At 52.9% G+C, this 20,113-nt stretch carries 20 protein-coding genes; 6 read left to right on the forward strand and 14 right to left on the reverse strand.

Features of this window, described 5'->3' with window-relative positions; all coding sequences use genetic code 11:
- Position 1: 1 nt before the first annotated feature.
- The 6 genes from ACR0E2_RS05645 to ACR0E2_RS05670 all read right to left on the reverse strand — a co-directional run bounded on the left by ACR0E2_RS05645 (position 2) and on the right by ACR0E2_RS05670 (position 5,554).
- Positions 2-994 (reverse strand): ABC transporter ATP-binding protein, encoded by a 993-nt coding sequence (locus tag ACR0E2_RS05645; RefSeq protein WP_171115168.1) that lies wholly within the window; start codon positions 992-994, stop codon positions 2-4.
- The gene (locus ACR0E2_RS05650; RefSeq protein ID WP_152458515.1) at positions 987-2,084 is read right to left on the reverse strand and encodes an ABC transporter ATP-binding protein; all 1,098 of its coding nucleotides are present in this window, start codon (positions 2,082-2,084) and stop codon (positions 987-989) included. The genes ACR0E2_RS05645 and ACR0E2_RS05650 overlap by 8 nt, the downstream gene beginning before the upstream one ends.
- Positions 2,085-2,086: 2 nt before the next feature.
- Positions 2,087-2,275, reverse strand: a complete 189-nt coding sequence (locus ACR0E2_RS05655) for a hypothetical protein (RefSeq protein WP_058274732.1) — start codon at positions 2,273-2,275, stop codon at positions 2,087-2,089.
- Entirely contained in the window at positions 2,272-3,210 is a 939-nt protein-coding gene (locus ACR0E2_RS05660) for a carbohydrate ABC transporter permease (protein WP_480445572.1), read from the reverse strand. The genes ACR0E2_RS05655 and ACR0E2_RS05660 overlap by 4 nt, the downstream gene beginning before the upstream one ends.
- Positions 3,207-4,154 (reverse strand): carbohydrate ABC transporter permease, encoded by a 948-nt coding sequence (locus ACR0E2_RS05665; protein WP_480445573.1) that lies wholly within the window; start codon positions 4,152-4,154, stop codon positions 3,207-3,209. The genes ACR0E2_RS05660 and ACR0E2_RS05665 overlap by 4 nt, the downstream gene beginning before the upstream one ends.
- An 80-nt stretch (positions 4,155-4,234) precedes the next feature.
- Complete coding sequence (locus tag ACR0E2_RS05670) at positions 4,235-5,554, reverse strand: ABC transporter substrate-binding protein (protein WP_152458518.1); 1,320 nt, start codon at positions 5,552-5,554, stop codon at positions 4,235-4,237.
- A gap of 400 nt (positions 5,555-5,954) precedes the next feature.
- Here ACR0E2_RS05670 and ACR0E2_RS05675 point away from each other — a divergent pair, with 400 nt between their 5' ends.
- Complete coding sequence (locus ACR0E2_RS05675; RefSeq protein WP_480445574.1) at positions 5,955-6,737, forward strand: MOSC domain-containing protein; 783 nt, start codon at positions 5,955-5,957, stop codon at positions 6,735-6,737.
- Between the two features lie 533 nt (positions 6,738-7,270).
- Here ACR0E2_RS05675 and ACR0E2_RS05680 read toward each other — a convergent pair.
- Both ACR0E2_RS05680 and ACR0E2_RS05685 read right to left on the reverse strand, forming a co-directional pair.
- Positions 7,271-8,080 carry a phytanoyl-CoA dioxygenase family protein gene (locus ACR0E2_RS05680; protein WP_480445575.1) on the reverse strand — a complete coding sequence of 270 codons (810 nt, stop codon included), beginning with the start codon at positions 8,078-8,080 and terminating at the stop codon, positions 7,271-7,273.
- Between the two features lie 4 nt (positions 8,081-8,084).
- Complete coding sequence (locus ACR0E2_RS05685) at positions 8,085-9,143, reverse strand: L-idonate 5-dehydrogenase (protein WP_480445577.1); 1,059 nt, start codon at positions 9,141-9,143, stop codon at positions 8,085-8,087.
- Positions 9,144-9,212: 69 nt separating this feature from the next.
- Between ACR0E2_RS05685 and ACR0E2_RS05690 the strand changes: the two genes are divergently transcribed.
- Positions 9,213-9,980 carry an SDR family oxidoreductase gene (locus ACR0E2_RS05690; protein WP_480445579.1) on the forward strand — a complete coding sequence of 256 codons (768 nt, stop codon included), beginning with the start codon at positions 9,213-9,215 and terminating at the stop codon, positions 9,978-9,980.
- A 47-nt stretch (positions 9,981-10,027) separates the two neighbouring features.
- Here the strand turns inward: ACR0E2_RS05690 and ACR0E2_RS05695 are convergent, their stop codons facing one another.
- The 5 genes from ACR0E2_RS05695 to ACR0E2_RS05715 are packed head-to-tail and all read right to left on the reverse strand — an operon-like array spanning position 10,028 to position 14,962.
- Positions 10,028-10,618, reverse strand: a complete 591-nt coding sequence (locus ACR0E2_RS05695) for a LysE family translocator (protein ID WP_480445581.1) — start codon at positions 10,616-10,618, stop codon at positions 10,028-10,030.
- Positions 10,619-10,634: 16 nt separating this feature from the next.
- Positions 10,635-11,594, reverse strand: coding sequence for a 2-hydroxyacid dehydrogenase (locus tag ACR0E2_RS05700; RefSeq protein ID WP_480445582.1), 960 nt, complete (start codon positions 11,592-11,594; stop codon positions 10,635-10,637).
- Positions 11,551-12,399, reverse strand: a complete 849-nt coding sequence (locus ACR0E2_RS05705; protein ID WP_152458523.1) for a fumarylacetoacetate hydrolase family protein — start codon at positions 12,397-12,399, stop codon at positions 11,551-11,553. Before ACR0E2_RS05705 ends, ACR0E2_RS05700 begins: the two co-directional genes overlap by 44 nt.
- A gap of 11 nt (positions 12,400-12,410) precedes the next feature.
- Positions 12,411-14,207, reverse strand: coding sequence for an IlvD/Edd family dehydratase (locus ACR0E2_RS05710; RefSeq protein ID WP_171231345.1), 1,797 nt, complete (start codon positions 14,205-14,207; stop codon positions 12,411-12,413).
- Positions 14,204-14,962, reverse strand: coding sequence for an SDR family oxidoreductase (locus ACR0E2_RS05715; RefSeq protein WP_480445583.1), 759 nt, complete (start codon positions 14,960-14,962; stop codon positions 14,204-14,206). Before ACR0E2_RS05715 ends, ACR0E2_RS05710 begins: the two co-directional genes overlap by 4 nt.
- Positions 14,963-15,152: 190 nt before the next feature.
- Here ACR0E2_RS05715 and ACR0E2_RS05720 point away from each other — a divergent pair, with 190 nt between their 5' ends.
- The gene (locus tag ACR0E2_RS05720; RefSeq protein WP_171232015.1) at positions 15,153-16,037 is read left to right on the forward strand and encodes an NAD(P)-dependent oxidoreductase; all 885 of its coding nucleotides are present in this window, start codon (positions 15,153-15,155) and stop codon (positions 16,035-16,037) included.
- Positions 16,034-17,002 carry a D-erythronate dehydrogenase gene (gene denD, locus ACR0E2_RS05725; RefSeq protein WP_480445585.1) on the forward strand — a complete coding sequence of 323 codons (969 nt, stop codon included), beginning with the start codon at positions 16,034-16,036 and terminating at the stop codon, positions 17,000-17,002. Before ACR0E2_RS05720 ends, denD begins: the two co-directional genes overlap by 4 nt.
- Here denD and ACR0E2_RS05730 read toward each other — a convergent pair.
- Positions 16,999-17,649 carry a GntR family transcriptional regulator gene (locus ACR0E2_RS05730; RefSeq protein WP_480445587.1) on the reverse strand — a complete coding sequence of 217 codons (651 nt, stop codon included), beginning with the start codon at positions 17,647-17,649 and terminating at the stop codon, positions 16,999-17,001. The two genes, denD and ACR0E2_RS05730, sit on opposite strands and share 4 nt — an antisense overlap.
- Positions 17,650-17,847: 198 nt before the next feature.
- Between ACR0E2_RS05730 and ACR0E2_RS05735 the strand changes: the two genes are divergently transcribed.
- The gene (locus tag ACR0E2_RS05735) at positions 17,848-18,861 is read left to right on the forward strand and encodes a TRAP transporter substrate-binding protein (RefSeq protein ID WP_152458529.1); all 1,014 of its coding nucleotides are present in this window, start codon (positions 17,848-17,850) and stop codon (positions 18,859-18,861) included.
- Between the two features lie 79 nt (positions 18,862-18,940).
- Complete coding sequence (locus ACR0E2_RS05740; protein WP_171228346.1) at positions 18,941-20,110, forward strand: mandelate racemase/muconate lactonizing enzyme family protein; 1,170 nt, start codon at positions 18,941-18,943, stop codon at positions 20,108-20,110.
- The last annotated feature ends 3 nt before the right edge of the window (positions 20,111-20,113 follow it).

A 20,113-nucleotide genomic window follows, 5' to 3' on the forward strand; every position in this document is an offset into this window, starting at 1 on the left:
CTTAATTCACGCGCGCGCCGGACGCGTCAAAATACAACGGGTTTCGTGGGCTAATTTTGATAGTCTTACCTGCGGGGTAATCTTGATGGACATCGATCAGCGTCACGACCGGATGGCCATTCAAGTCCAGATGAAGTCGGGTTTGGTCACCCAGGTGTTCGGCACGTATCACGCGCGCATCACTGCCTTCGCCTTCAATGATGTTTTCCGGGCGAAGACCAATCTGCGGGCCCTTGTGATCTCCTCCGAACAATTCCGACGGAAGGATATTTATCCGCGGCAGACCCAATCGACTGGCAACATAAACACTGCACGGGTTTTCATAGATGTCCCTTGGCGTGCCGTACTGAACCAGCCTGCCCTCTTCCAGAACTCCGATATGCGTTGCCATTGTCATGGCCTCAACCTGATCATGAGTCACATACAAAAGCGTGGACCCAAGGTCGGCCTGAATTCTCTTGAGCTCAACGCGCAGATCCGCTCTCAGCTTGGCATCCAGTGAACTGAGCGGCTCGTCCATCAAGAAAATTTGGGGATCCCGCACCAATGCGCGGCCAATCGAAACACGCTGCATCTCTCCGCCGGACAATTCCGTGGCCTTGTTGTCCAGCTTGTGCGGGATTTGCAGGATTTCCGCGACTTCGTTCACCTTCTGCGTGATCTGATCCTCAGGAGTTTTCAGGATCGGCGAACGCAGTGGAAACGACAAATTCTCGCGCACCGTCATATGCGGGTACAGCGAATATTGCTGAAAAACCATCGCCACATCGCGTTGGGCAGGCGTTTCCAGGCCAACATCTCGGCCGGCGATGCGTACCGATCCCGAGTCCATCTTCTCGAGTCCGGAAATCAATCGAAGCGTTGTCGTTTTTCCCGCACCTGTCGGACCCAAAAGCACGACGAAGGCACCATCGGGAATTGTCATCGAGATACCGTCGACGGCTTGAACAGTTCCGAATGACTTCGAGATGTTCTGCAAAATGACTTCAGCCATTGCTCAGCACCTCTTCGTTCAGGGCGGATTTCAGCGCCCGGCCCGTGGAGCGCTCAAAAAGAGTCACCGTTGTCGAACGGAAATCCAATCCCACGGTTTCACCCGGCGCAACCTTTTCACCTGCGCCGATGCGGGCCTTCAACTCACCGTTCGGGCTTTGCAATGTCACGATCTGGGTTGTCCCCAGGTATTCAGCTGCCAGAACTTTGGCCCGATAGTCACTGTCGTCGGACAAAAATACATGTTCCGGCCGGACACCGAAGACCAGTTCCCCTTCCGCCCCCTCCATCAGCTTCGGGACCGCTTCGTCATGGCCGTTCAGCCTGACCCTTTCAGAGCCGGGTGCCACTTTTCCCTGAAACGGCAAGAAGTTCATTGACGGAGATCCTATGAAATCCGCAACGAACATCGTAGCTGGTTTGTCGTAGATTTCCTGGGGTGTCCCGAATTGCTCGATCACAGCGTTATTCATCACAACGATCTTGTCGCCCATTTGCATGGCTTCCAACTGATCATGTGTGACGTAAACCGTTGTCGCTCCCATGCGATCGTGAAGCGCGCGCAACTCTTCAGCCATGTGCTCGCGAAATTCGGCGTCCAAAGCGCCGAGAGGTTCGTCCATCATGAACGCCTTGGGCTCGCGAACGATCGCCCGCCCAAGTGCCACGCGCTGCCTGTCGCCACCCGAAAGCCCCCCCACCGGGCTTTCCAGAATGTCAGTTATCCCCAGAATTCCGGCAACTTCTTCAACTTTGGCTTTGACAGCTGCGCGTGACATGCCTTGTGAAATCAGTGGATAGCTGATGTTCTTGCGAACGTTCATGTGCGGATACAGCGCAAACATCTGGAAAACGAACGCTATGTCACGTTCTGAAGGCGGCTTTTGGCTTATTTCCTCACCATCCAGATAGATTTCGCCGGAAGTCGGAAGCTCCAACCCCGCAATCATCCTGAGCGTTGTCGTCTTTCCACATCCCGACGGCCCAAGCAGCATGAAGAACTCACCGTCCTCAATTGTAAAAGAGCTTTCGCGCACAGCAGTGAAATCGCCGAACATCTTCTTTACGTTTTTGACTATGATCTGGGCCATTTCTACTCCGGAAAATGGCTGACGATGATGAACATGACGGTTCCGATCAGCGTGACGATGAAGGAATAGGTGAACGCCCAAAGGACAAAGGGCTGCATCAGCATGAAGACACCTAGTGCGATCAGGATGGTGGCGACCATCTCCCACGGGCCGCGGCGGAGCCGCATCAATCCGGTAAGAAACTCGCTCATTTGCGTACGGCTCCGAATGTGATCCCGCGCAGCAGGTGTTTGCGCATCAGGATGGTGAAAATCATGACGGGGATCAGGAAGATCGTCGCACCGGCCGCAACCGCAGGCCAATCCAGACCGCCAATACCGATGATGGTGGGGATGAACGGGGGCGCTGTCTGCGCGTTGGCCGAAGTCAGCAGCACGGCGAAAGCATATTCATTCCATGCGAAGATCAGGCAGAAGATCGCAGTTGACGCAATGCCTGTGGCGGCTTGCGGCAGCACCACTTTGTAAAAGGCCTGAAACCTCGTGTAGCCATCTATGAGGGCGGCTTCCTCGTACTCTCTTGGAATTTCGTCGATGAAACCCTTCAGCAACCAAACCGCCAGGGAGATATTCACGCCCGTATACAGGAGGATCATCCCCAGATGCGTGTCGCTCAGCCCAAGGTTTCTGAACATCAGGAAGATCGGGATGGCGACAGCAACCGGAGGCATCATCCTTGTACTAAGAATGAAGAACAGAAGGTCGTCTTTGAGCGGTACCTTGAACCTGCTGAACGCATAGGCGGCCAGCGTGCCGAGGAAGATACTCAAGAACGTGGAGCCAAATCCGATGATGACCGAATTCATGAAACGCTCGCCGAACTTGGAGGGCCCAACGATCACCATGTCATATTGGCGGACGATCTCATCGGCCCAGTGCTGCGGCGGGTTGGCTTCCAGAAACTCCTGCGTCTGCCTGGTGCGCGTTGTGAAAAGATTGACGTAACCTTCGAGCGTTGGGTCAAAGACCACTTTGGGCGGGTAGCTGATCGCGTCGGCAGGGGATTTGAACCCGGTCAGCAAAATCCACACCAGCGGGATCATCGTGATCAGCGCATAAGTGATGACCAGGATTCCTGCGATCCATTTGGACCGGTTCGAAGGTTCAGTGACGGAAAAGCCGCTCATCTCTGCTTTACCTTGTTCAGGGCTTTGACGTAAATCGACGCAAGGCCGAACACGGTGACGAACAGGATGATTGCATAAGCCGATGCATACCCTGTACGCCACTTCTCAAACGCCTCTCGCTTGAGATTGATCGAAGTGAGTTCCGTAACGGACCCCGGCCCACCGCCGGTCAACTGCACCACCAGATCAAACATTTTGAAGTTCTCGATCCCTCGAAACAGCACCGCCAGCATCAGGAATGGCAGCACCATCGGGATCGTAATCGTAAAGAACTGCCGCAGCTTGCTGGCCCTGTCTATCTCGGCCGCCTCGTAGATGTAATCGGGAATACTGCGCAGCCCGGCCAGGCAGATCAGCATCACAAACGGCGTCCACATCCAAGTGTCGACGATGACGATGGCCCAGGGCGCCAACGTCACCGAACCCAGCATCTCAAAACTTGACGGGTCTTTGCCGGTGAACCACGAAACGATATAGTTGAACAGGCCGATCTGAGGCTGATAGAGAAACTTCCAAAAGTTCCCGACGACAGCAGGGGACAGCATCATTGGCAAGACAATAATCGTGGTCCACAGGTCATTTCCCTTAAACTTCTTGTTGATTAGCCACGCCAAGGTGAACCCGATCAGAACCTGAAAAAAGATCGTCCAGAAGAGAAAATGCGCCGTCGCCTGCATATTGAACCAGGTGTCGGAATCCGTCAGGATACGCTCGTAATTCCTGAACCCGACATTCTTGACCTCGCGCCCTATCCGATTGGCTTTGTAGTTGGTAAAGCTAAGCTGGATTGTCCAAATCAACGGAAAAATGTTGATTGCAAGCAGCAGGAAGATCGTCGGGGAAATGAATATCCAAGCAATTGCTCGATCGGATAACCCTCTGATTTTGCGCGCAACTCGCGTGGGCGTTGCCTGCGCAACGCGATCTATGGTCCGGTCAGACATTTCTTTGCCAGTTCTTGTCGGTTTGGGACACACGGGTCATGGTGGAGCGGGCTTGAACCCGCTCCTGCCCTGCTTCCGGATTAAAGCTTGCCTTCGTCTTCGAAGACTTCGGTCCAATCCTCGATCAAAAGATCAAGCGCTTCTTGCGCGGTGCCTTGATCGGCGACAACGTAGTCATGGATACGTTTCTGCATGGCCAACAGCAATTCCGCATAGGCAGGCTCCTGCCAGAAGTCCTGCACACCTGCCATGGCTTCCAGAAAGTCACCGGCAAAGGGTTGGCTGTCCACGAAGCCGGGGTCTTCCAGCACGGAATTATGTGCTGAATAACCGCCCAGTTCCCACCATTTGGCCTGAACTTCGGGTTGCGCGAACCACTTGATGTACTCAAGCGCGGCATCCTGTTTGTCAGAATAGCTGACGACAGAAATCCCTTGCCCGCCCAACGTTGAACCTGCCTGATTCTGCGGCGGGTTCACGAAGAAGTCGATCTTGTCGCCACCGGTATTGGGATCGGCATAGAGGCCCGGGAAGAATGCAAACCAATTCATGGCCATGGCGACCTGACCTGACTTAAAGGCGTCCAGGCTTTCACCCATGTAAGAGTTTGTGTACCCCGGAGGTGTCGCTGTTTTGTAGAACTCTTTGTAGAATTCCAGCGCTTCGACGGCTTCGGGTGAATTCACGGCGCCTTCCATGTCATACGAGCCCGGCGTATTTTCATACTTGAACCCCCAAGGGTAAAGAGCACTCGTCACACCCATTGTTATCCCTTCCGAACCGCGCTCGGTAAAGATCGCAGCGCCGTACACGGTTTTTCCGTCGATCTCGCGACCTTGGAAAAATTGCGCAATCTGCAACAACTCTTTCTGGGATTCCGGTTCACGCAAATCTTGACCGGTTGCTTCTTTATAGGCGGCTTGGATATCGGGATCTTCGAACCAGTCCTTGCGATAGAACCAACCGTTCGCATCACCCATTGCAGGCAGCGCATAGTAATTTGGCGTGCCCTTTGGCCAAGTCGAATAAGCGTACACAGTTGCCGGCGCGAAATCATCCATACTGATGCCTTCAGCATCAAAGAAGTCATTCAGCTTTACATAGTGACCGTTCTCAGCTCCTCCGCCAATCCATTGGCTGTCCCCGATCAGCAGGTCACAAAGCTTCCCTCCGGAGTTCAGCTCGTTCAGCATGCGGTCCGCAAAATTCGGCCAGGGCACAAACTCGAAGTTCATTGTGTGGCCAGACTCGGCCTCGAATTCTTTGGATAGCTCAACCAGCGCGTTGGCCGGGTCCCATGCCGCCCAACACAGTGTCAGGTCTTCAGCATTTGCCTTGGTAGAAAGAGTAGTAGCGGCAAGGACTATTGCGCTGGCAGACGCCAGTTTTGAGTAAGTCATCCATTCCTCCCTTTTTAACGCCGTCAATCGAGGATGTGCGAATCGCGGCATAGTTCCAAGGCTATTTGAGGTACGCACCTCAAGTCTAGAAAATTTTGAGGTTCGTACCTCAAAATGCCCCATGTGACTTTAAATTAATCCCCTATTCCTTTGTTTTTACGAAATTTACGGCGCGTCATCTCCTTCTGCATACTTTGCAACAATCCACTGGAAAAACCGCTAGTCTCAAAACAGTTCTTTGAAACTGACCTGCTGGCAGCTTTGGATAGCCAGTTCTCAAAGGCCCTGCATTGCTGGATTTTCGGCTTTCCGCCCCCCGCCCGAACGCGTGGAAATCGATGGCCCAGAAGACGCAAGACGAGCCAAATTCGGCTATACACGACGGATCGGAAACCAACGCATGAGCGAACTCACCATTGTCAGAATGAAGCGTTACCCTATCAAGGGTCTGAGTCCGGAGCCGCTGAACACAGTCAACCTGAGCGCGGGTGAGGGTGTACCTGGTGATCGCCTTTTCGGCTTTGCTCGCTACAATTCCGGCTTTGACCCGACTGACCCAAAGCCACTTCCTAAAGACCGCTTTGTTGTTTTGCTGAAAGAAGCTGGGCTTGCGGGTCTCAGGACACGTTTCGACGCAACAACTCAGCAGTTGGAAATTGATGTGGACGGCCGCACCCACTGCTTCCGCATGAGCGAGCCCCAAGGAAAAACGGATGCCGCCAGACTCCTCTACGATACGCTGGAACTACAGGATCCTGAACCGCCTAGATTCGTGTCTTCGCACCCGCATCGTTTCACGGATGTTTCAGTCGTTTCACCGAAGATGATGAATGCGATATCAGTTCTCAACTTAAGCTCTGTTGATGCGTTAAGCAGAAAGTTGCGCACAGACATTCACCCGGACAGATTTCGGGCGAATATCGAAATTGACGGATTGCCACCGTTTTCCGAGCTGAACTCTGTCGGTTCCACCTTTGTGTTTGGCGATGTCAGGCTGCGGATACTCTCGCGGACGAAAAGATGCGCCGCTACCGAGGTGAATCCTGAGACGGCCCTACGAGACTTGAACATTCCGTTCTTACTTCGAACCCATCTGGGCCATATGGATATGGGGGTTTACGTAGAAGTGCTGGATGGCGGCACCCTCTTTGCTGGCCAAAATGGAAAATGCCCGCAGGAATAAGTGGCCCAATTGATCCGACACTTACACGTCGCCGGAGTTCTTTTGGCATTCGTCGGACGTGATCAGACCAACCTGTGCTCAGAATCACGCTATGCAACGCGCGAAAATTGCAGCATGAATCCAGATCGTCGAATGGAAATGATACGAAACGGATACAAATGGCGGTGCTGTAAGACAAATTGGAACCAGTCTCTGCTAAGCCAGTATAGCTGCCCTTTTTGTCACACCAAGTTCGCGCGGCCCGGCAAGAGCGAAGGTGCGTGTTCGTTTATCCTACGCTCATTCATCAGGTCTTCGACATTGTAAAAGGCACAGGAAACAGAAGGTACAGTATCACGGCCCGACGAATGATCCTGGGATTGGTCTTGAATTCCTTGAATGGGCTTGAGTTGGTCATAGGTGGAGGCTTCGAAAGCCCCTGCCCGTTTCAACCCGAGTTCTTCTGACAAGACCCTTTTAGATATCCACCTGTTTTCGCAATTCAGGTCTGCTTTGGGGTTGGTGCAATAATGGTTCAGAGCTTGCGAAGGAAATCATTGCACTCCGGCGAAAAGTATTTGTTTCTTGCGGTCTGCATCCCTTTGACACAAATCGAAATCGTTCTCATGTAAAAAGCCCCGAGGGGAAGGCGCAACTAAGAAATGTCCAAAATCATCTCGCCCTGCGACTAGCGCAACCAAAGTTTTCACGCCGTTTTTCTGTTTCATTGAGGGCTTTATGAAACGCAACGCCGCGCCAATGCGTCTGTCGTCTGTGTTATTGGGTCCCGATGCGTGAAAGAGATGCCCGTGATGCATGGATGCCTGCCCTGCACGCAATTCCGCAGCCACTGCATCTTGTTCGTTCACATCGACTGCGATTTCCTGCCCGCGTGATAACAGATTGTTTTTGCTGAAGGTGTCTACGTGAGGCACGATACGGTTTTTATGGCTGCCGGGAACAAACTTCATACACCCGCTTTGCTCAGACGCTTCTGAAATCGCAACCCAACAAGTAACCTCTTCTGCATCGTCCAATCCCCAATAGGTCAAGTCCTGGTGCCACGAGACGATTTTCGATGATCGCGCCTCTTTTACGAAAAGTGCACCGCTCCAAACCATGAGGTCCGGCCCCAACACCGTTGAAGCAGCCTCAATCAGCTTCGAATGGCGGAGAAGTGCATCGAATGATGGTATCAGCCTGTCCGGATACGAGTATAGAAGCTTGAGTTTCTCTGGGTCATCTCTGAGGGTGCGCTCTGCTTTCTCAAAATCATCGCGCAGCGTTTGAACCTCGGAAACTGTCAGAATATCCAGCGGAGCCACGAAACCATCTCTTTCATAAGTCTTCGCTATATCAGGCATTCGTTTAACCATTGTTATTATCCGGAAATGTTAACTGCACCTTCATTGATCGGCTTCGATCAGACGCAACCTCGAAAGCAGTGACAGCCTCCCCAACTTCGAAGGAATGCGTCACCAGCTGGTCGACGTTTAGTAGTCCGCTTCGCATCATTTCGACAGCGACCGCGAACTCGGAATGGAAACGGAAAGATCCGCGAAGTGCAATCTCTTTTGCAGTCAACGCCTGCATCGGCACTGTCATGTCTCCGCCCAGGCCAAGCTGAACCAAAGTTCCACGCGGGCGCAAGCATGCGACGCCAGAAGCCAGGGCCGATTGAGCCCCGGAACATTCCAGTTGGACGTCAATCTGGCCCTTGTCCTTTTCAAACCGTTCCAACATTTGCGGATCAGTGTAGGTGTTGATGACATCGTCTGCCCCGCATTCACGCGCTATGGCTAGGGTCTGGTCCGAGATATCTGTCGCGACTATTCTGGCCGCCCCAGAACGACGTGCCACCAAGGTCGTAAGGCAGCCGATCGGGCCGCATCCGGTGATAAGCACCGTTTTACCAACCAGGCTTCCAGCTTGTTTAACCGCGTGCAAACAAACCGCCAGCGGTTCTGCCATAGCGGCCTGTGCAGGGCTCAACCCGTCTGCCGGAACACATTGACTGGCTTTCGCCACGAGTTTGCTCCGAAAAGCGCCTTGGATATGCGGGAACGGCATTGCGCTGCCATAGAACTTCATATCAAGACAGTGGTTTTGCTGCCCGTTCAGACAATAGTAGCAGGCTTGGCAGGGGCGGGATGGAGAAACTGCAACCAATTGACCTAGGTTCAGCCCCTGCACACTTGACCCGAATTCTACGATTTCGCCGGCGACTTCGTGTCCAAGCACCATCGGTTGAAGCAACTTGATCGCGCCGAAGCCACCGTGGTTGTAATAATGCAGGTCAGAGCCGCAAATCCCACCCACGCACAATGCAATTAAAACTTCGTCTTGTCCCAGGTCGCGTACATCCCGGTTTTCCAATCTCAGATCTTTCGCAGCATGGATAACAACAGCAACACTGGCCGAAGACATTGCGCAGACTCCCTATACACATCGCCAAAAGATACGGATAGTCGGTGCCGACAACCAAGGGATTTTTGCATGACGCTAGAAATGTTCAGCCTAAATGGAACTCGGGCGCTGATAACAGGCTCTAGCCAAGGCATTGGATTTGCGTTGGCTCGTGGCTTGGCTGCTGCCGGTGCGCAGGTCGTTTTGAACGGGCGCGACACCACAAAACTGGCGGCAGCAGCCTCCGAACTCAGTGAAACAGGCGCCCCGGTACGGGAACTTGCGTTCGATGCGACCGATCATGAAGGCGTCCGATCTGCTGTGGACGACTTTGAAGAAAAGGTTGGCCCGATAGACATCCTGATAAACAACGCCGGAATGCAACACAGGACGGAGTTACAGGATTTCCCCGCTGATGCCTTCGAGCGCCTACTACAGACAAATGTGGCTTCCGTCTTTCATGTCGGTCAGGCAGTGGCACGACACATGATTGAAAGAAAGTCAGGCAAGATCATTAACATTGCGTCGGTTCAATCCGCATTGGCAAGACCGGGTATTGCGCCCTACACGGCGACAAAAGGTGCCGTGACCAACCTTACAAAAGGCATGGCTACTGATTGGGCTAAGTATGGTCTGAACTGCAACGCCATTGCGCCCGGGTATTTCGATACACCTTTGAACGCCGCATTGGTTGCTGACCCAGAGTTCAGTGCATGGCTCGAGAAACGTACCCCGGCCGGTCGTTGGGGCAATGTAGACGAACTTGTCGGTGCCGCCATTTTCCTTGCGTCCCCTGCATCCAGCTTCGTCAATGGACATACTCTCTATGTCGATGGTGGAATAACGGCGTCACTTTGATTTGTGGCGTTCAATCGTCTCTTTAGAACGACAGACGTAGATTTCGTTCAAAGAGCCGACGCCAAAGCGATCACCACAACAACCATCAACGAAGCCGCCATCGCAAAGTTGATCCTTCGATGCGATCTCGCGCTTAAATCAAGGCTGCCCAGCTTTGCGCCGGCACCCAGCCAGATCATGTGCACTGGCACCCAAATCATATTGAAAACTATGATTTTTATGACGACCTCCCAAACGGGCGCATCGGGCAAAAAGGCGAACCCTGAAAACAATGCTGTGCCGACCACGTAAGCCTTGGGATTAATGAACTGAAGTGTCAGCCCGTTCGCAAAACCAAGTGGCGAGACCGCAGGGGAAAACCCGACCTTTGAGCCAGCGCTGGCAATACGCCAGGCGAGAAATCCCAGATACCCGACAGAGGCGAATAGCAGGAAAGTTCTAAGCACCGGTATGGCCAAAGCTAACGCAGCGACTCCGGAGACAACCAACATCATGTTGATGAACCCGCCCAGCATCAAACCAGCCACGAAGGCGAGCCCAGCTCGAAAACCAAATGCTGATCCAATACCCGCAGTTGTTAGAACGCCTGGGCCCGGCGTAATCAGCAGAAAGAAAACCGCGACAGCAAACTCAAACACTCTTCAGATTGGCCTATTACAGATCTCTGCATTCTGGCACAGCTGTGATCACCGATCCGTCCTTAAGGTGTTGCAGAAGATTGTCGACGGTTAGGTCACCCATAGCTGCACGCGTCTCAATAGTCGCGCTACCAGCGTGAGGTAGCAGAACGACATTGGACATCTCGCGCAACGCTTTTGGAACACGCGGTTCGTCCTCGAAAACATCAAGCCCCGCCCACCCAAGCTCACCGTTTTGCAATGCGTTGATAAGGGCAGTTTCGTCGACGACCGAACCTCGACTAACGTTTATCAGAGTGCCGCCCGCCCCCAACGCGCGAAGCACCTCAGCGTTGACCAGCCTATTGGTCGACTGACCGCCGGGCGTGATGCATATGAGGACGTCAACATGTTCAGCCATTTCAACCAAATTGTCGAAATAGCGGTACGGGACATCCTTTTGATTGCGGGTGTGATAGGAGATTTCGGGGGCCCACGGCTCTAACTTATCAACGATCGCCTGACCAATACGACCAAGACCAAGAATGCCTATCTTTTGATTGTCTGCTGATCGGGTCAAAGGGGCATTGCCTTCAACTTCCCACCGTCCGGACCGAACGTAATTGTCGTCACGTACAAGCTCTCGGTAACATGACAACAATAGCAGAACGGCGGTGGTTGCGACTTCTTTGTTCAAAACATCAGGTGTGTGTGTCACAACAATTCCGCGCTCAGCCGCAGCACTAGCGTCGACGGCGTCGTAACCGACCCCATAGACACTGATCATCTTCAGATCGCTGAGTGATGTCATCAGGTCATGCGGAACACCATCGTGCCCGTTCGTTACGATATGCGTAATACTATCCGCGTTGAAATCGTCCAATTGATGAATGTCGAACGCTGCGGACAGGCGTTCTCGCATCCGTTCAGTGATCCCGCCGATTTGCAATAAGTCAGTCATCTTGGCCGACCGTTTGCCGCTGAACACCAAGTCCATCGATGCGAAGCTCCATGACGTCGCCTTTTTTCAGGTAAACTGGTTCCGGTTTGATCCCCATTCCGACGCCGGGCGGTGTTCCAGTTGAGATGACGTCGCCGGGATGCAGTGTGAAAAGTTGGCTTAGATGTTCAATGATCTCGGCAACGGAAAAGATCATCGTAGAAGTATTCCCGGTTTGCATGCGCTGACCGTTTACATCCAGTGACATACCAAGACATTGAGGATCCGGCACCTCATCCCGGGTCACTAGCCAAGGACCTGTGGGGCCAAATGTGTCGCAAGACTTGCCTTTGGTCCATTGACCGGTCAGTTGAGTTTGAAAATGCCGTTCTGACACGTCGTTTACGATGCAATAGCCGGCAACGTATTCGAGCGCGTCGGCCTTGGACACGTATTTGGCCGTTTTGCCGATGACGACGCCCAGTTCGCATTCCCAGTCGGTGTGAGTAGATCCGCGCGGCATGACGACATCGTCATAGGCACCAATGACGGCTGAGTTTGCCTTGAAAAAAAGTATCGGATGCTCTGGAATATCTGCGCCGGTTTCTGCGGCATGGTCCGAGTAATTCAAACCGATGCAAAGAAATTTTCCGATGCCACCGACACACGGTGCGATACGAGGATCCCCCTCGACAATTGGCAGGTTATTCGGATCCAATGAGCGCAGATTATCAAGCGTTCCGTCATCCAGAACATCGCCCGTAACATCATTGATGTGGGCGGACAAATCCCGCAATTGACCCTGGGAATCGACCAAAGCAGGCTTTTCCGAGCCCTCGGCTCCGTAACGAACAAGTTTCATTTCTGTTCCTTTTAGTGATTGTCGCGTGGCATGAAGTCTCGCGCGATATCGCGGTAGTTTTCGGCACCCTTGAGCGTCATACCGCGATCCAACCGATCTACTTTTTCGCGGAATATTTCCTGCCATGGGGATTGATTGGGCGGCATTGTATACCCACCCTTTGCCTCCAGATCGCGGGCGCGTTCATGCAGTTCTTCAAGCGAAACCAGCATATCTGCTGTGCCTTTGCCAAGATCGATGCGCAGTCGGTCGCCAGTTCGCACCAAGGCCAACCCACCGCCCTCTGCAGCTTCTGGTGAAGCATTCAGGATAGACGGGCTTCCTGATGTGCCGGATTGCCGGCCATCACCGATGCAAGGAAGGGCTTCGATGCCTTGTTTCAACAAATATGCAGGCGGACGCATGTTCACGACCTCTGCGGCACCCGGGTACCCTTTTGGTCCTGCTCCGCGCATAATCAGAATACAGTTTGCATCGATTTTTTCGGCGGGATCATCGATCCGATGGTGAAAATCCTCGGGCCCATCAAACACAACCGCCCTGCCCTCAAATGCATTAGGATCATCCGGGTTCGACAAGTAGGTCTCTCGAAATGCCTGCGAAATCACAGATGTCTTCATAATCGCACTCTCGAACAAGTTGCCCGAGAGATTGATGAACCCCGCCTGTGGCTTAACCGGGCTACTGACAGGCTTGATTACGTCGCTATTCTGAGACCGGCGCGTCGAGCAATTTTTGCCTATCGTCTTACCGTTCACCGTTATCGCATCGGGATGCGGCAGCAATCCAGCATCAAGAAGCTCTCCGACAACGGCGGGAACACCCCCGGCCTGTTGGTAATCTTCGCCCAGATATTTTCCCGCAGGCTGCATGTTAACCAACAGAGGAACGTCGTGGCCAAGTTTCTGCCAATCATCGTTGTTCAATGGAACACCAAGATGCCGAGCGATCGCATTCAGGTGGATCGGCGCATTCGTCGATCCACCGATCGCCGAGTTTATGACAATCGCATTCTCAAAAGCCTGACGTGTCATCACATCACTGGGGCGTAAATCCTCCCAGACCATGTCCACAATGCGTTTACCCGTTTCATAACTGATTTGACCGCGCTCTCTGTACGGGGCTGGTATGGCTGCTGATCCTGGCAATTGCATACCCAAGGCTTCAGCAAGCGAATTCATGGTCGTTGCTGTTCCCATCGTATTGCAATAACCCACCGAAGGTGCCGCGGCGGCTGCGATCTCCATGAACTCATCGGTGTCGATTTCATCAGCCGCAAGGTCTTCGCGCGCTTTCCAAATAACCGTTCCTGATCCGGCGCGCTCACCTTTCCACCAGCCGTTGAGCATTGGGCCGACCGACAGGGCAATCGCTGGGATGTTGACGGTCGCAGCGGCCATAAGAAGTGCGGGCGTGGTCTTGTCGCAACCAATGTTCAGAACAACGCCATCAATCGGATACCCGAATAGACTCTCAACCAGGGACAGATAAGCCAGATTGCGATCGAGAGAGGCCGTTGGCCGTTTACCGGTCTCTTGTATCGGGTGGACCGGTATTTCGATGCACGTTCCCCCGGCGGCGATGATCCCGTCGCGAACGCGTTTGGACAACTCGATATGATGCCGGTTGCAGGGGCTCAAATCACTCCCGGTCTGAGCAATCCCAATGATCGGCTTGCCCGATTGCAGTTCTGCGCGGGTCAACCCGTAATTCAGGTATCTCTCTAGATACAATGCCGTCATCTCAAGGTTCTCAGAATTCATGAACCACTTGCGAGATCGCAGATCATTTTTTGATATTTTAGTCATTGGCCTGACCATCCCCCATCAATTATGTGCGTGTGTCCCGTGGTGAATGCACTTTCATCGCTCGCCAAATAGACGACCAATGCAGCAATCTCTTCTGCCTTCGCTACACGCCCCATGGGCTGACGCGCCACAAATTGTGCAAGGGCTTCTTCTCTGCTGCCCAGATGCTCGCCCAACGCATCTACGCGGTCACGCCAACTGGGACTGTCGACTGTTCCCGGACAAATACAATTGCACCGAATTCCTCGTGTTATGAAGTCCACGGCTACCGATTTCGTCAGCCCAACAACGGCAGCCTTAGTCGTTCCATATACAAAACGATTTGGCGCACCGATTATCGAACCCAGTGCGGAAGACATGTTGATAATCGAGCCTCCTCCGCGCTCTAGCATCCCCGGCAATACAGCCTTTGTCGTGCGCACCATTGAGCGCACATTCAGGTCCATGGCGAAGTCCCATTCTTCGTCGGTTGCATCCAGAATAGTTCCGTGATGCACGAACCCGGCGCAGTTGAACAAAACATCCGGCTTCGCTCGCGCGACCCCATCATGAATACTGTCATTATTTGTCACATCCATCTCGAAAATTTCGAGATTTTCGAGATTCCGATCGCGAATCAAATTTAGTTTTTCAGGGTTAATATCCGTCGCATAGACTTTCGCACCCTCTCTTGCCATTGCGATTGCGCTTGCAAGTCCGATCCCTTGTGCGGCGGCTGTAACCAGGACGTTTTTTCCCTTAAGTCTCTCTGACATATATATTTTTCGACCCTAAATGTGGCGACTGGACAAGTGTTGCTTCGTCCCACAGATCAACCGAGAAGCAAAGAAACCTTGGTGGATTTGCAACGACTTCTGGCATGTGGGCCCAGAGCCGTTAGCGTATGACAGAGATTTTGGTTTGGCCATAACCATGCGTGGCGCACCTTCGGAAGGACAGAGGATTATGAGCAAGCAGTTCAAAGTAGCTCTATTGGGAACCGGCTTGATGGGCGCTCCTATGGCGAGGAATATTTTGCGCGCCGAAATTCCGCTAACTGTATGGAACCGCAGCTTGGATAAGGCAAAACCGTTGACGGCGGAAGGCGCGACATTGGCGGAAACTGCCCCGCTGGCGGTTTCAGGTGCAGACGTAATTGTAACGATGCTGTCGGACGGATACGCGACCGGCGCGCTACTTTCTGACGAGGCTTTCCGCAAACAACTCAAACCCGGAATGATCTGGATTGATATGTCCAGCGCCAAACCCGAACACGCCCGAGAACAATCCGCGCAATTGTCTTCGATGGGGTTGCAGCATCTGGATGCCCCGGTTTCCGGCGGCACCAAAGGTGCCGAAGCTGCCACGCTTGCGATCATGGTCGGTGGTGATCAGGACGTTATGGAGCGCGTGCGACCGGTTCTGTCAGCAATGGGCCGCCCTGTGCATGTAGGCCCAAGTGGTTCTGGTCAATTGTGCAAATTGGCCAATCAGACGATTGTCGCTGTGACTATATCGGCTGTCGCCGAAGCGACTTTACTGGCTCAGCGAGGCGGGGCTCACCCTGCCGCGTTGAGGGCCGCACTGAAGGGGGGATTTGCTGATAGCATTATCTTGCAACAACATGGCGAACGCATGTCTGACGGAAATTTTGTACCCGGAGGTTTGTCCAAGTTTCAGTTAAAGGATTTGGACAACACGCTGGAGGAAGCGCGAAGCCTTGGCGTTGAGCTACCTAGCACCCAATCTGTGCGCGACCGTTTCGAATATCTGATAGACGAAATGGATGGGGCCGAACTGGATCATTCAGCTTTGTATCTGGAACTCAAAAAACGGAACGGATTGTTATGACGCGGATCCTTGTCATAGGCGGTGGAGGAATGCTGGGTCAGAAACTGGCCCATCGCATTTCGACCCATGAAACTTTTGGAGCGGATGCCCAAGTTTCACTGTTCGATCTCTCGTTCCCACCCGATAGTGCGGCAAGTAATCAAATTGTAGGGGACTTGACCGCGTCAGGCATGGCTAAGTCTTTTGCTGCGCAGCGACCGGATGTCATTTTCCATCTTGCAGCGATCGTTTCTGGCCAAGCCGAGACAGACTTTGCGTTGGGCTGGGATGTAAACCTTATGGCGACGTGGGCACTGCTGAATGCGCTTAAGGATGAGCACGAGGCATCAGGAAGGGAGTACACTCCTCGCCTGGTTTTTGCTTCATCCATAGCGGTGTTCGGGTCACCGTTCCCCGAAAAGATAAGCGATGAGTTCCTTTCGGCACCTTTGACCAGTTACGGAGCGCAGAAAGCGGCGTCTGAACTGATGATCACGGATTTCAGCAGGAAAGGATACATCGACGGTGTTTCCTTGCGCTTACCCACATTGTGTGTCCGCCCGGGCAAGGCCAACGCTGCCGCTTCGTCCTTCTTTTCAGGAATAATCCGCGAGCCATTGAATGGGGATGAGGCTGTCTTGCCAGTTGCCGAAACTGTTCGACACTGGCACGCTAGCCCCCGCGCCGCTGCGACTTTTTTGACCCACGCCGCAACATTGGACACGCAGCTTTTGAATGACCGACGCGCCTTGAACATGCCAGGTGTCAGTTGCACCGTCGCCGAACAAATCGAAGCTCTGCGCAATGTCGCCGGTCAAGACGCTGTTGGCCTAATCAGGCGAAAACCGGACAAGGCAATTGAAGGAATAGTCAAGAATTGGCCGCGCGACTTTCAAACAGATCGCGCTCTGAAGTTGGGGTTCAAAGCGGAATCAAGTTTTGATGAAATCATTCAAGTGTATTTGGAAGACGATTTTCGGCCTTAGTCGCCCATCGTCTTTCCGGTTAGATGGCGTTTCAGATGATTGTGGATTTTCTCCCGTGTTAACTGCTCATCCCCCGACAATGCCGCTTCAAGTATATCTGCATGATGCCTTATGTTCTGAGAAATGAACTCAAAGTTCCGGTCTGCCACCATCAACTGCTGTCTGAATTGCGCGTAAACCCGGCTATGCAATTGTTTTAAGGTTTCCGAGCCACAGGCAGAAATAAGCGTCTGGTGAAACTCCTTCTCCGAGGCAAACCAGATCTCGACAAGGTCGCTTGGGTCGTCCGTGGCGTGAATGCGTTTTTCGATATGGCTGAGTTTGTGATGTGCAGCCGTCAATCTTGCTTCCCAATCCACCCCGCCATTTCGGATCGACATTGCGGTGCCTTCGGCCTCCAACAGAACACGGACATGCGTCAATTCGATAAGCTTCTGCGGTGAACGCTTTGGTACGCGGAAACCTTTTTGTTCCTGAAAGTCCACCAAACCAACAGCTGCCAAACGAAAAAGGACTTCACGAACCGCACTTGCGGAACAGCCATACACTTTACGTAGTTCTTCGGCCCGCACCTTGGCTCCATGTTCGAATCCATTAGAGATCAGGCGCATCTTAAGGTCTTGATAAATATCTATTTCTTCGTTCATCCCGGCATGCACCTTAAAGTTTTGTCCAAGTAGCGTCCTAACCTTATTTTCGAATTATCGCAAGAATCTCGAAATTTTTAGAAATTTCAATTTTTTCTTGTTGCATTCGATTCGTCGGCTTAACGTTTACCTGCGTGACAGCAAAGGAGGCGGCAAGATCTTCCACACCGCGCAACGCACAACGTCTGGGAGGACAATATGAAAATAGTCAAGACAGCGGCCGTGGCGGCCGTAGCCACGACAATGGCAGCCGGTTTCGCGATGGCCGAAACAACGAAGCTTAGAATTCAAACCCATTTTTCGCCCGAAACTCTGTCTGGCCAGATGGCTGCAAAATTCGTTGAAGACATTCAGGAAATGTCGAACGGCGAAATCGAAGTTGAAATGTTCTATTCCTCTTCGGTGGTCAAATCAGTTGAAACCTTCGATGCCGCAGCTACGGGAATTCTGGATTGCGACATGACGGGCGGCGGCTATCAGACCGGGAAAAACCCGGCCTTCCAGTTTGCGGGTGACCTGCTCGGCGGATATCAGAACCCATACCAGCAAATGGCTTGGCTTCTTCATGGCGGCGGAAGAGAAGCTGTAAACGATCTATACAACGGCTACGACATGGAGTTCATCGGATGGTGGATTCCCGGGCCGGAGTCGCTTTCTTCGACCAAGCCGATTGCAAAAGTGGAAGACTTCAAGGATTGGAAATTCCGCTCGCCTCCGGGCCTTGCAACCAAAGTGTTCGCGGAACTTGGGGCTTCTCCGATCGTGATGGACTTCAACGAAATCTTTACGGCTTTGGAAACCGGCATCATTGACGGTGCGGATGCTGCGAACCTGACTAACAACGTGGGCCTCGGTCTGTACGAGATCGCAGGTCATACAAACTATCCCGGTTTCCACTCGATGCCCGCAGATCACCTAGCCTGTCGCAAAGACGTCTGGGAAGCGATGCCTGCGCACCACAAGAAGATCATGGAAGTCGCAATGGATAGCCTGGCATTGCACAATGCGACAATCAATGAAGTGCAGAACGCTCAGACTGCAAAAGACCTGAAGGCAAAAGGTGTTCAGTTGTACGAATGGTCGCCTGAAGACCTGGCAGCGTATCGCGCGGCCGTTCAGGTTGGTTGGACTGAGTTCGCAACGACTCCTGAGGCACAGGCGCTTTTGGAAAGCCACATCAACTTCCTGCGTGACCTGGGCGCAATGCAGTAATCAGGCTTCGACCGCATTAGGACACTCGGAAAGGCCGCATCAGCGGCCTCTCCGCATCTGCGCCAGGGTTCAGAACTTCATGAAAATTACCAGAATTATAAGTCATGTACTGCAGTACGACATGCCGGAAGTTCTGGGCTACTCGCAACAGTATTATGACAGGCGCACAACCCATCTGGTCGAGATTCAGACAGATGAAGGGGTAACCGGTTGGGGCGAGTGCTTTGGTCCCGGAAACGTAGCCATAGCCAACAAGTCCATCGTCGAAAAGGTAATCCAACCAATGGTCCTTGGCTTGGACCCTTTGGACAAAGACGTGATCTGGCACAAGGTGTACAACCTTTTGCGAGACCATGGCCAAGGCGGAATGCCAATACAGGCTTTGTCCGGGGTGGACATCGCACTTTGGGACATCACCGGAAAAATCTCTGGCCTCCCCCTCCATAAACTTGTCGGGGGCGCGCATCGCAAAAGCGTTCCTTGCTACGGCTACGGAATGATGCTCCGGGATGAACCGATTTCTCATCTGGCCAGCCGTTTTGAGGATGAAGCCGCTAAGATCAAGGCAATGGGATTTACCGCCACCAAAATGAAAACGGGCTTTGGCCCGAAGCCTGATGTGAAACTGTGCGAAGCAGTTCGACGCGGAGTTGGTGACGACTTTCCTTTTATGGTCGATGCGAACCATGCCTATACGACTTCGGACGCGTTTTTTGTCGGTCGGGCGCTGGAAGAACTGGACGCATATTGGTTCGAAGAACCCGTCGCGCCAGAAGACATGGAAGGATACCGAGAATTGCGCGCTTCGCTTAAAGTCAACATCTCGGGCGGAGAGGCGGTATTCAATCGCTGGGCCTGGCGCAGTCTTCTTGAAAATCGAGGTATAGACATAGCGCAGCCAGAAGTATGCGCTTTGGGCGGTGTTTCAGAGTATCTCAGGGTACTGGCCCTATGCCACGCACATTTCACTCCGGTCGTAAATCACGTCTGGGGCAGCGCCATCGCCGTCGCAACTAATCTGCACCTACTGGCGGCCATGCCAGCAATTCCAGGCGGTTTGCATCCTTGGGAGCCGATGCTGGAGTTCGACACAACGGACAACAAGTTTCGGGACGATCTGCTGACCGTACCGTTGGAAATTCAAAATCAGGTCAAGGCCAATAATGGCCGTGTCATGATCCCGACTGGCCCCGGACTGGGTGTCGAGCCGGATCGAGACTTTATCGATCATTACAGGATCGAAGGATAGGGA

The organism is Ruegeria sp. A4 (assembly GCF_056543025.1).

Bases quoted from the DNA above. Each gene is read 5' to 3' on its own strand.
- ACR0E2_RS05665 (WP_480445573.1), bottom strand. From the start codon at position 4,154: ATGTCTGACCGGACCATAGATCGCGTTGCGCAGGCAACGCCCACGCGA.
- ACR0E2_RS05715 (WP_480445583.1), bottom strand. From the start codon at position 14,962: ATGTCAGAGAGACTTAAGGGAAAAAACGTCCTGGTTACAGCCGCCGCA.
- ACR0E2_RS05730 (WP_480445587.1), bottom strand. From the start codon at position 17,649: ATGAACGAAGAAATAGATATTTATCAAGACCTTAAGATGCGCCTGATC.
- ACR0E2_RS05660 (WP_480445572.1), bottom strand. From the start codon at position 3,210: ATGAGCGGCTTTTCCGTCACTGAACCTTCGAACCGGTCCAAATGGATC.
- ACR0E2_RS05685 (WP_480445577.1), bottom strand. From the start codon at position 9,143: ATGTCTTCGGCCAGTGTTGCTGTTGTTATCCATGCTGCGAAAGATCTG.
- ACR0E2_RS05675 (WP_480445574.1), top strand. From the start codon at position 5,955: ATGAGCGAACTCACCATTGTCAGAATGAAGCGTTACCCTATCAAGGGT.
- ACR0E2_RS05700 (WP_480445582.1), bottom strand. From the start codon at position 11,594: ATGGACTTGGTGTTCAGCGGCAAACGGTCGGCCAAGATGACTGACTTA.
- ACR0E2_RS05655 (WP_058274732.1), bottom strand. From the start codon at position 2,275: ATGAGCGAGTTTCTTACCGGATTGATGCGGCTCCGCCGCGGCCCGTGG.
- ACR0E2_RS05650 (WP_152458515.1), bottom strand. From the start codon at position 2,084: ATGGCCCAGATCATAGTCAAAAACGTAAAGAAGATGTTCGGCGATTTC.
- ACR0E2_RS05690 (WP_480445579.1), top strand. From the start codon at position 9,213: ATGACGCTAGAAATGTTCAGCCTAAATGGAACTCGGGCGCTGATAACA.
- ACR0E2_RS05735 (WP_152458529.1), top strand. From the start codon at position 17,848: ATGAAAATAGTCAAGACAGCGGCCGTGGCGGCCGTAGCCACGACAATG.
- ACR0E2_RS05710 (WP_171231345.1), bottom strand. From the start codon at position 14,207: ATGACTAAAATATCAAAAAATGATCTGCGATCTCGCAAGTGGTTCATG.
- ACR0E2_RS05740 (WP_171228346.1), top strand. From the start codon at position 18,941: ATGAAAATTACCAGAATTATAAGTCATGTACTGCAGTACGACATGCCG.
- ACR0E2_RS05645 (WP_171115168.1), bottom strand. From the start codon at position 994: ATGGCTGAAGTCATTTTGCAGAACATCTCGAAGTCATTCGGAACTGTT.
- denD (WP_480445585.1), top strand. From the start codon at position 16,034: ATGACGCGGATCCTTGTCATAGGCGGTGGAGGAATGCTGGGTCAGAAA.
- ACR0E2_RS05720 (WP_171232015.1), top strand. From the start codon at position 15,153: ATGAGCAAGCAGTTCAAAGTAGCTCTATTGGGAACCGGCTTGATGGGC.
- ACR0E2_RS05705 (WP_152458523.1), bottom strand. From the start codon at position 12,399: ATGAAACTTGTTCGTTACGGAGCCGAGGGCTCGGAAAAGCCTGCTTTG.
- ACR0E2_RS05680 (WP_480445575.1), bottom strand. From the start codon at position 8,080: ATGCCTGATATAGCGAAGACTTATGAAAGAGATGGTTTCGTGGCTCCG.
- ACR0E2_RS05670 (WP_152458518.1), bottom strand. From the start codon at position 5,554: ATGACTTACTCAAAACTGGCGTCTGCCAGCGCAATAGTCCTTGCCGCT.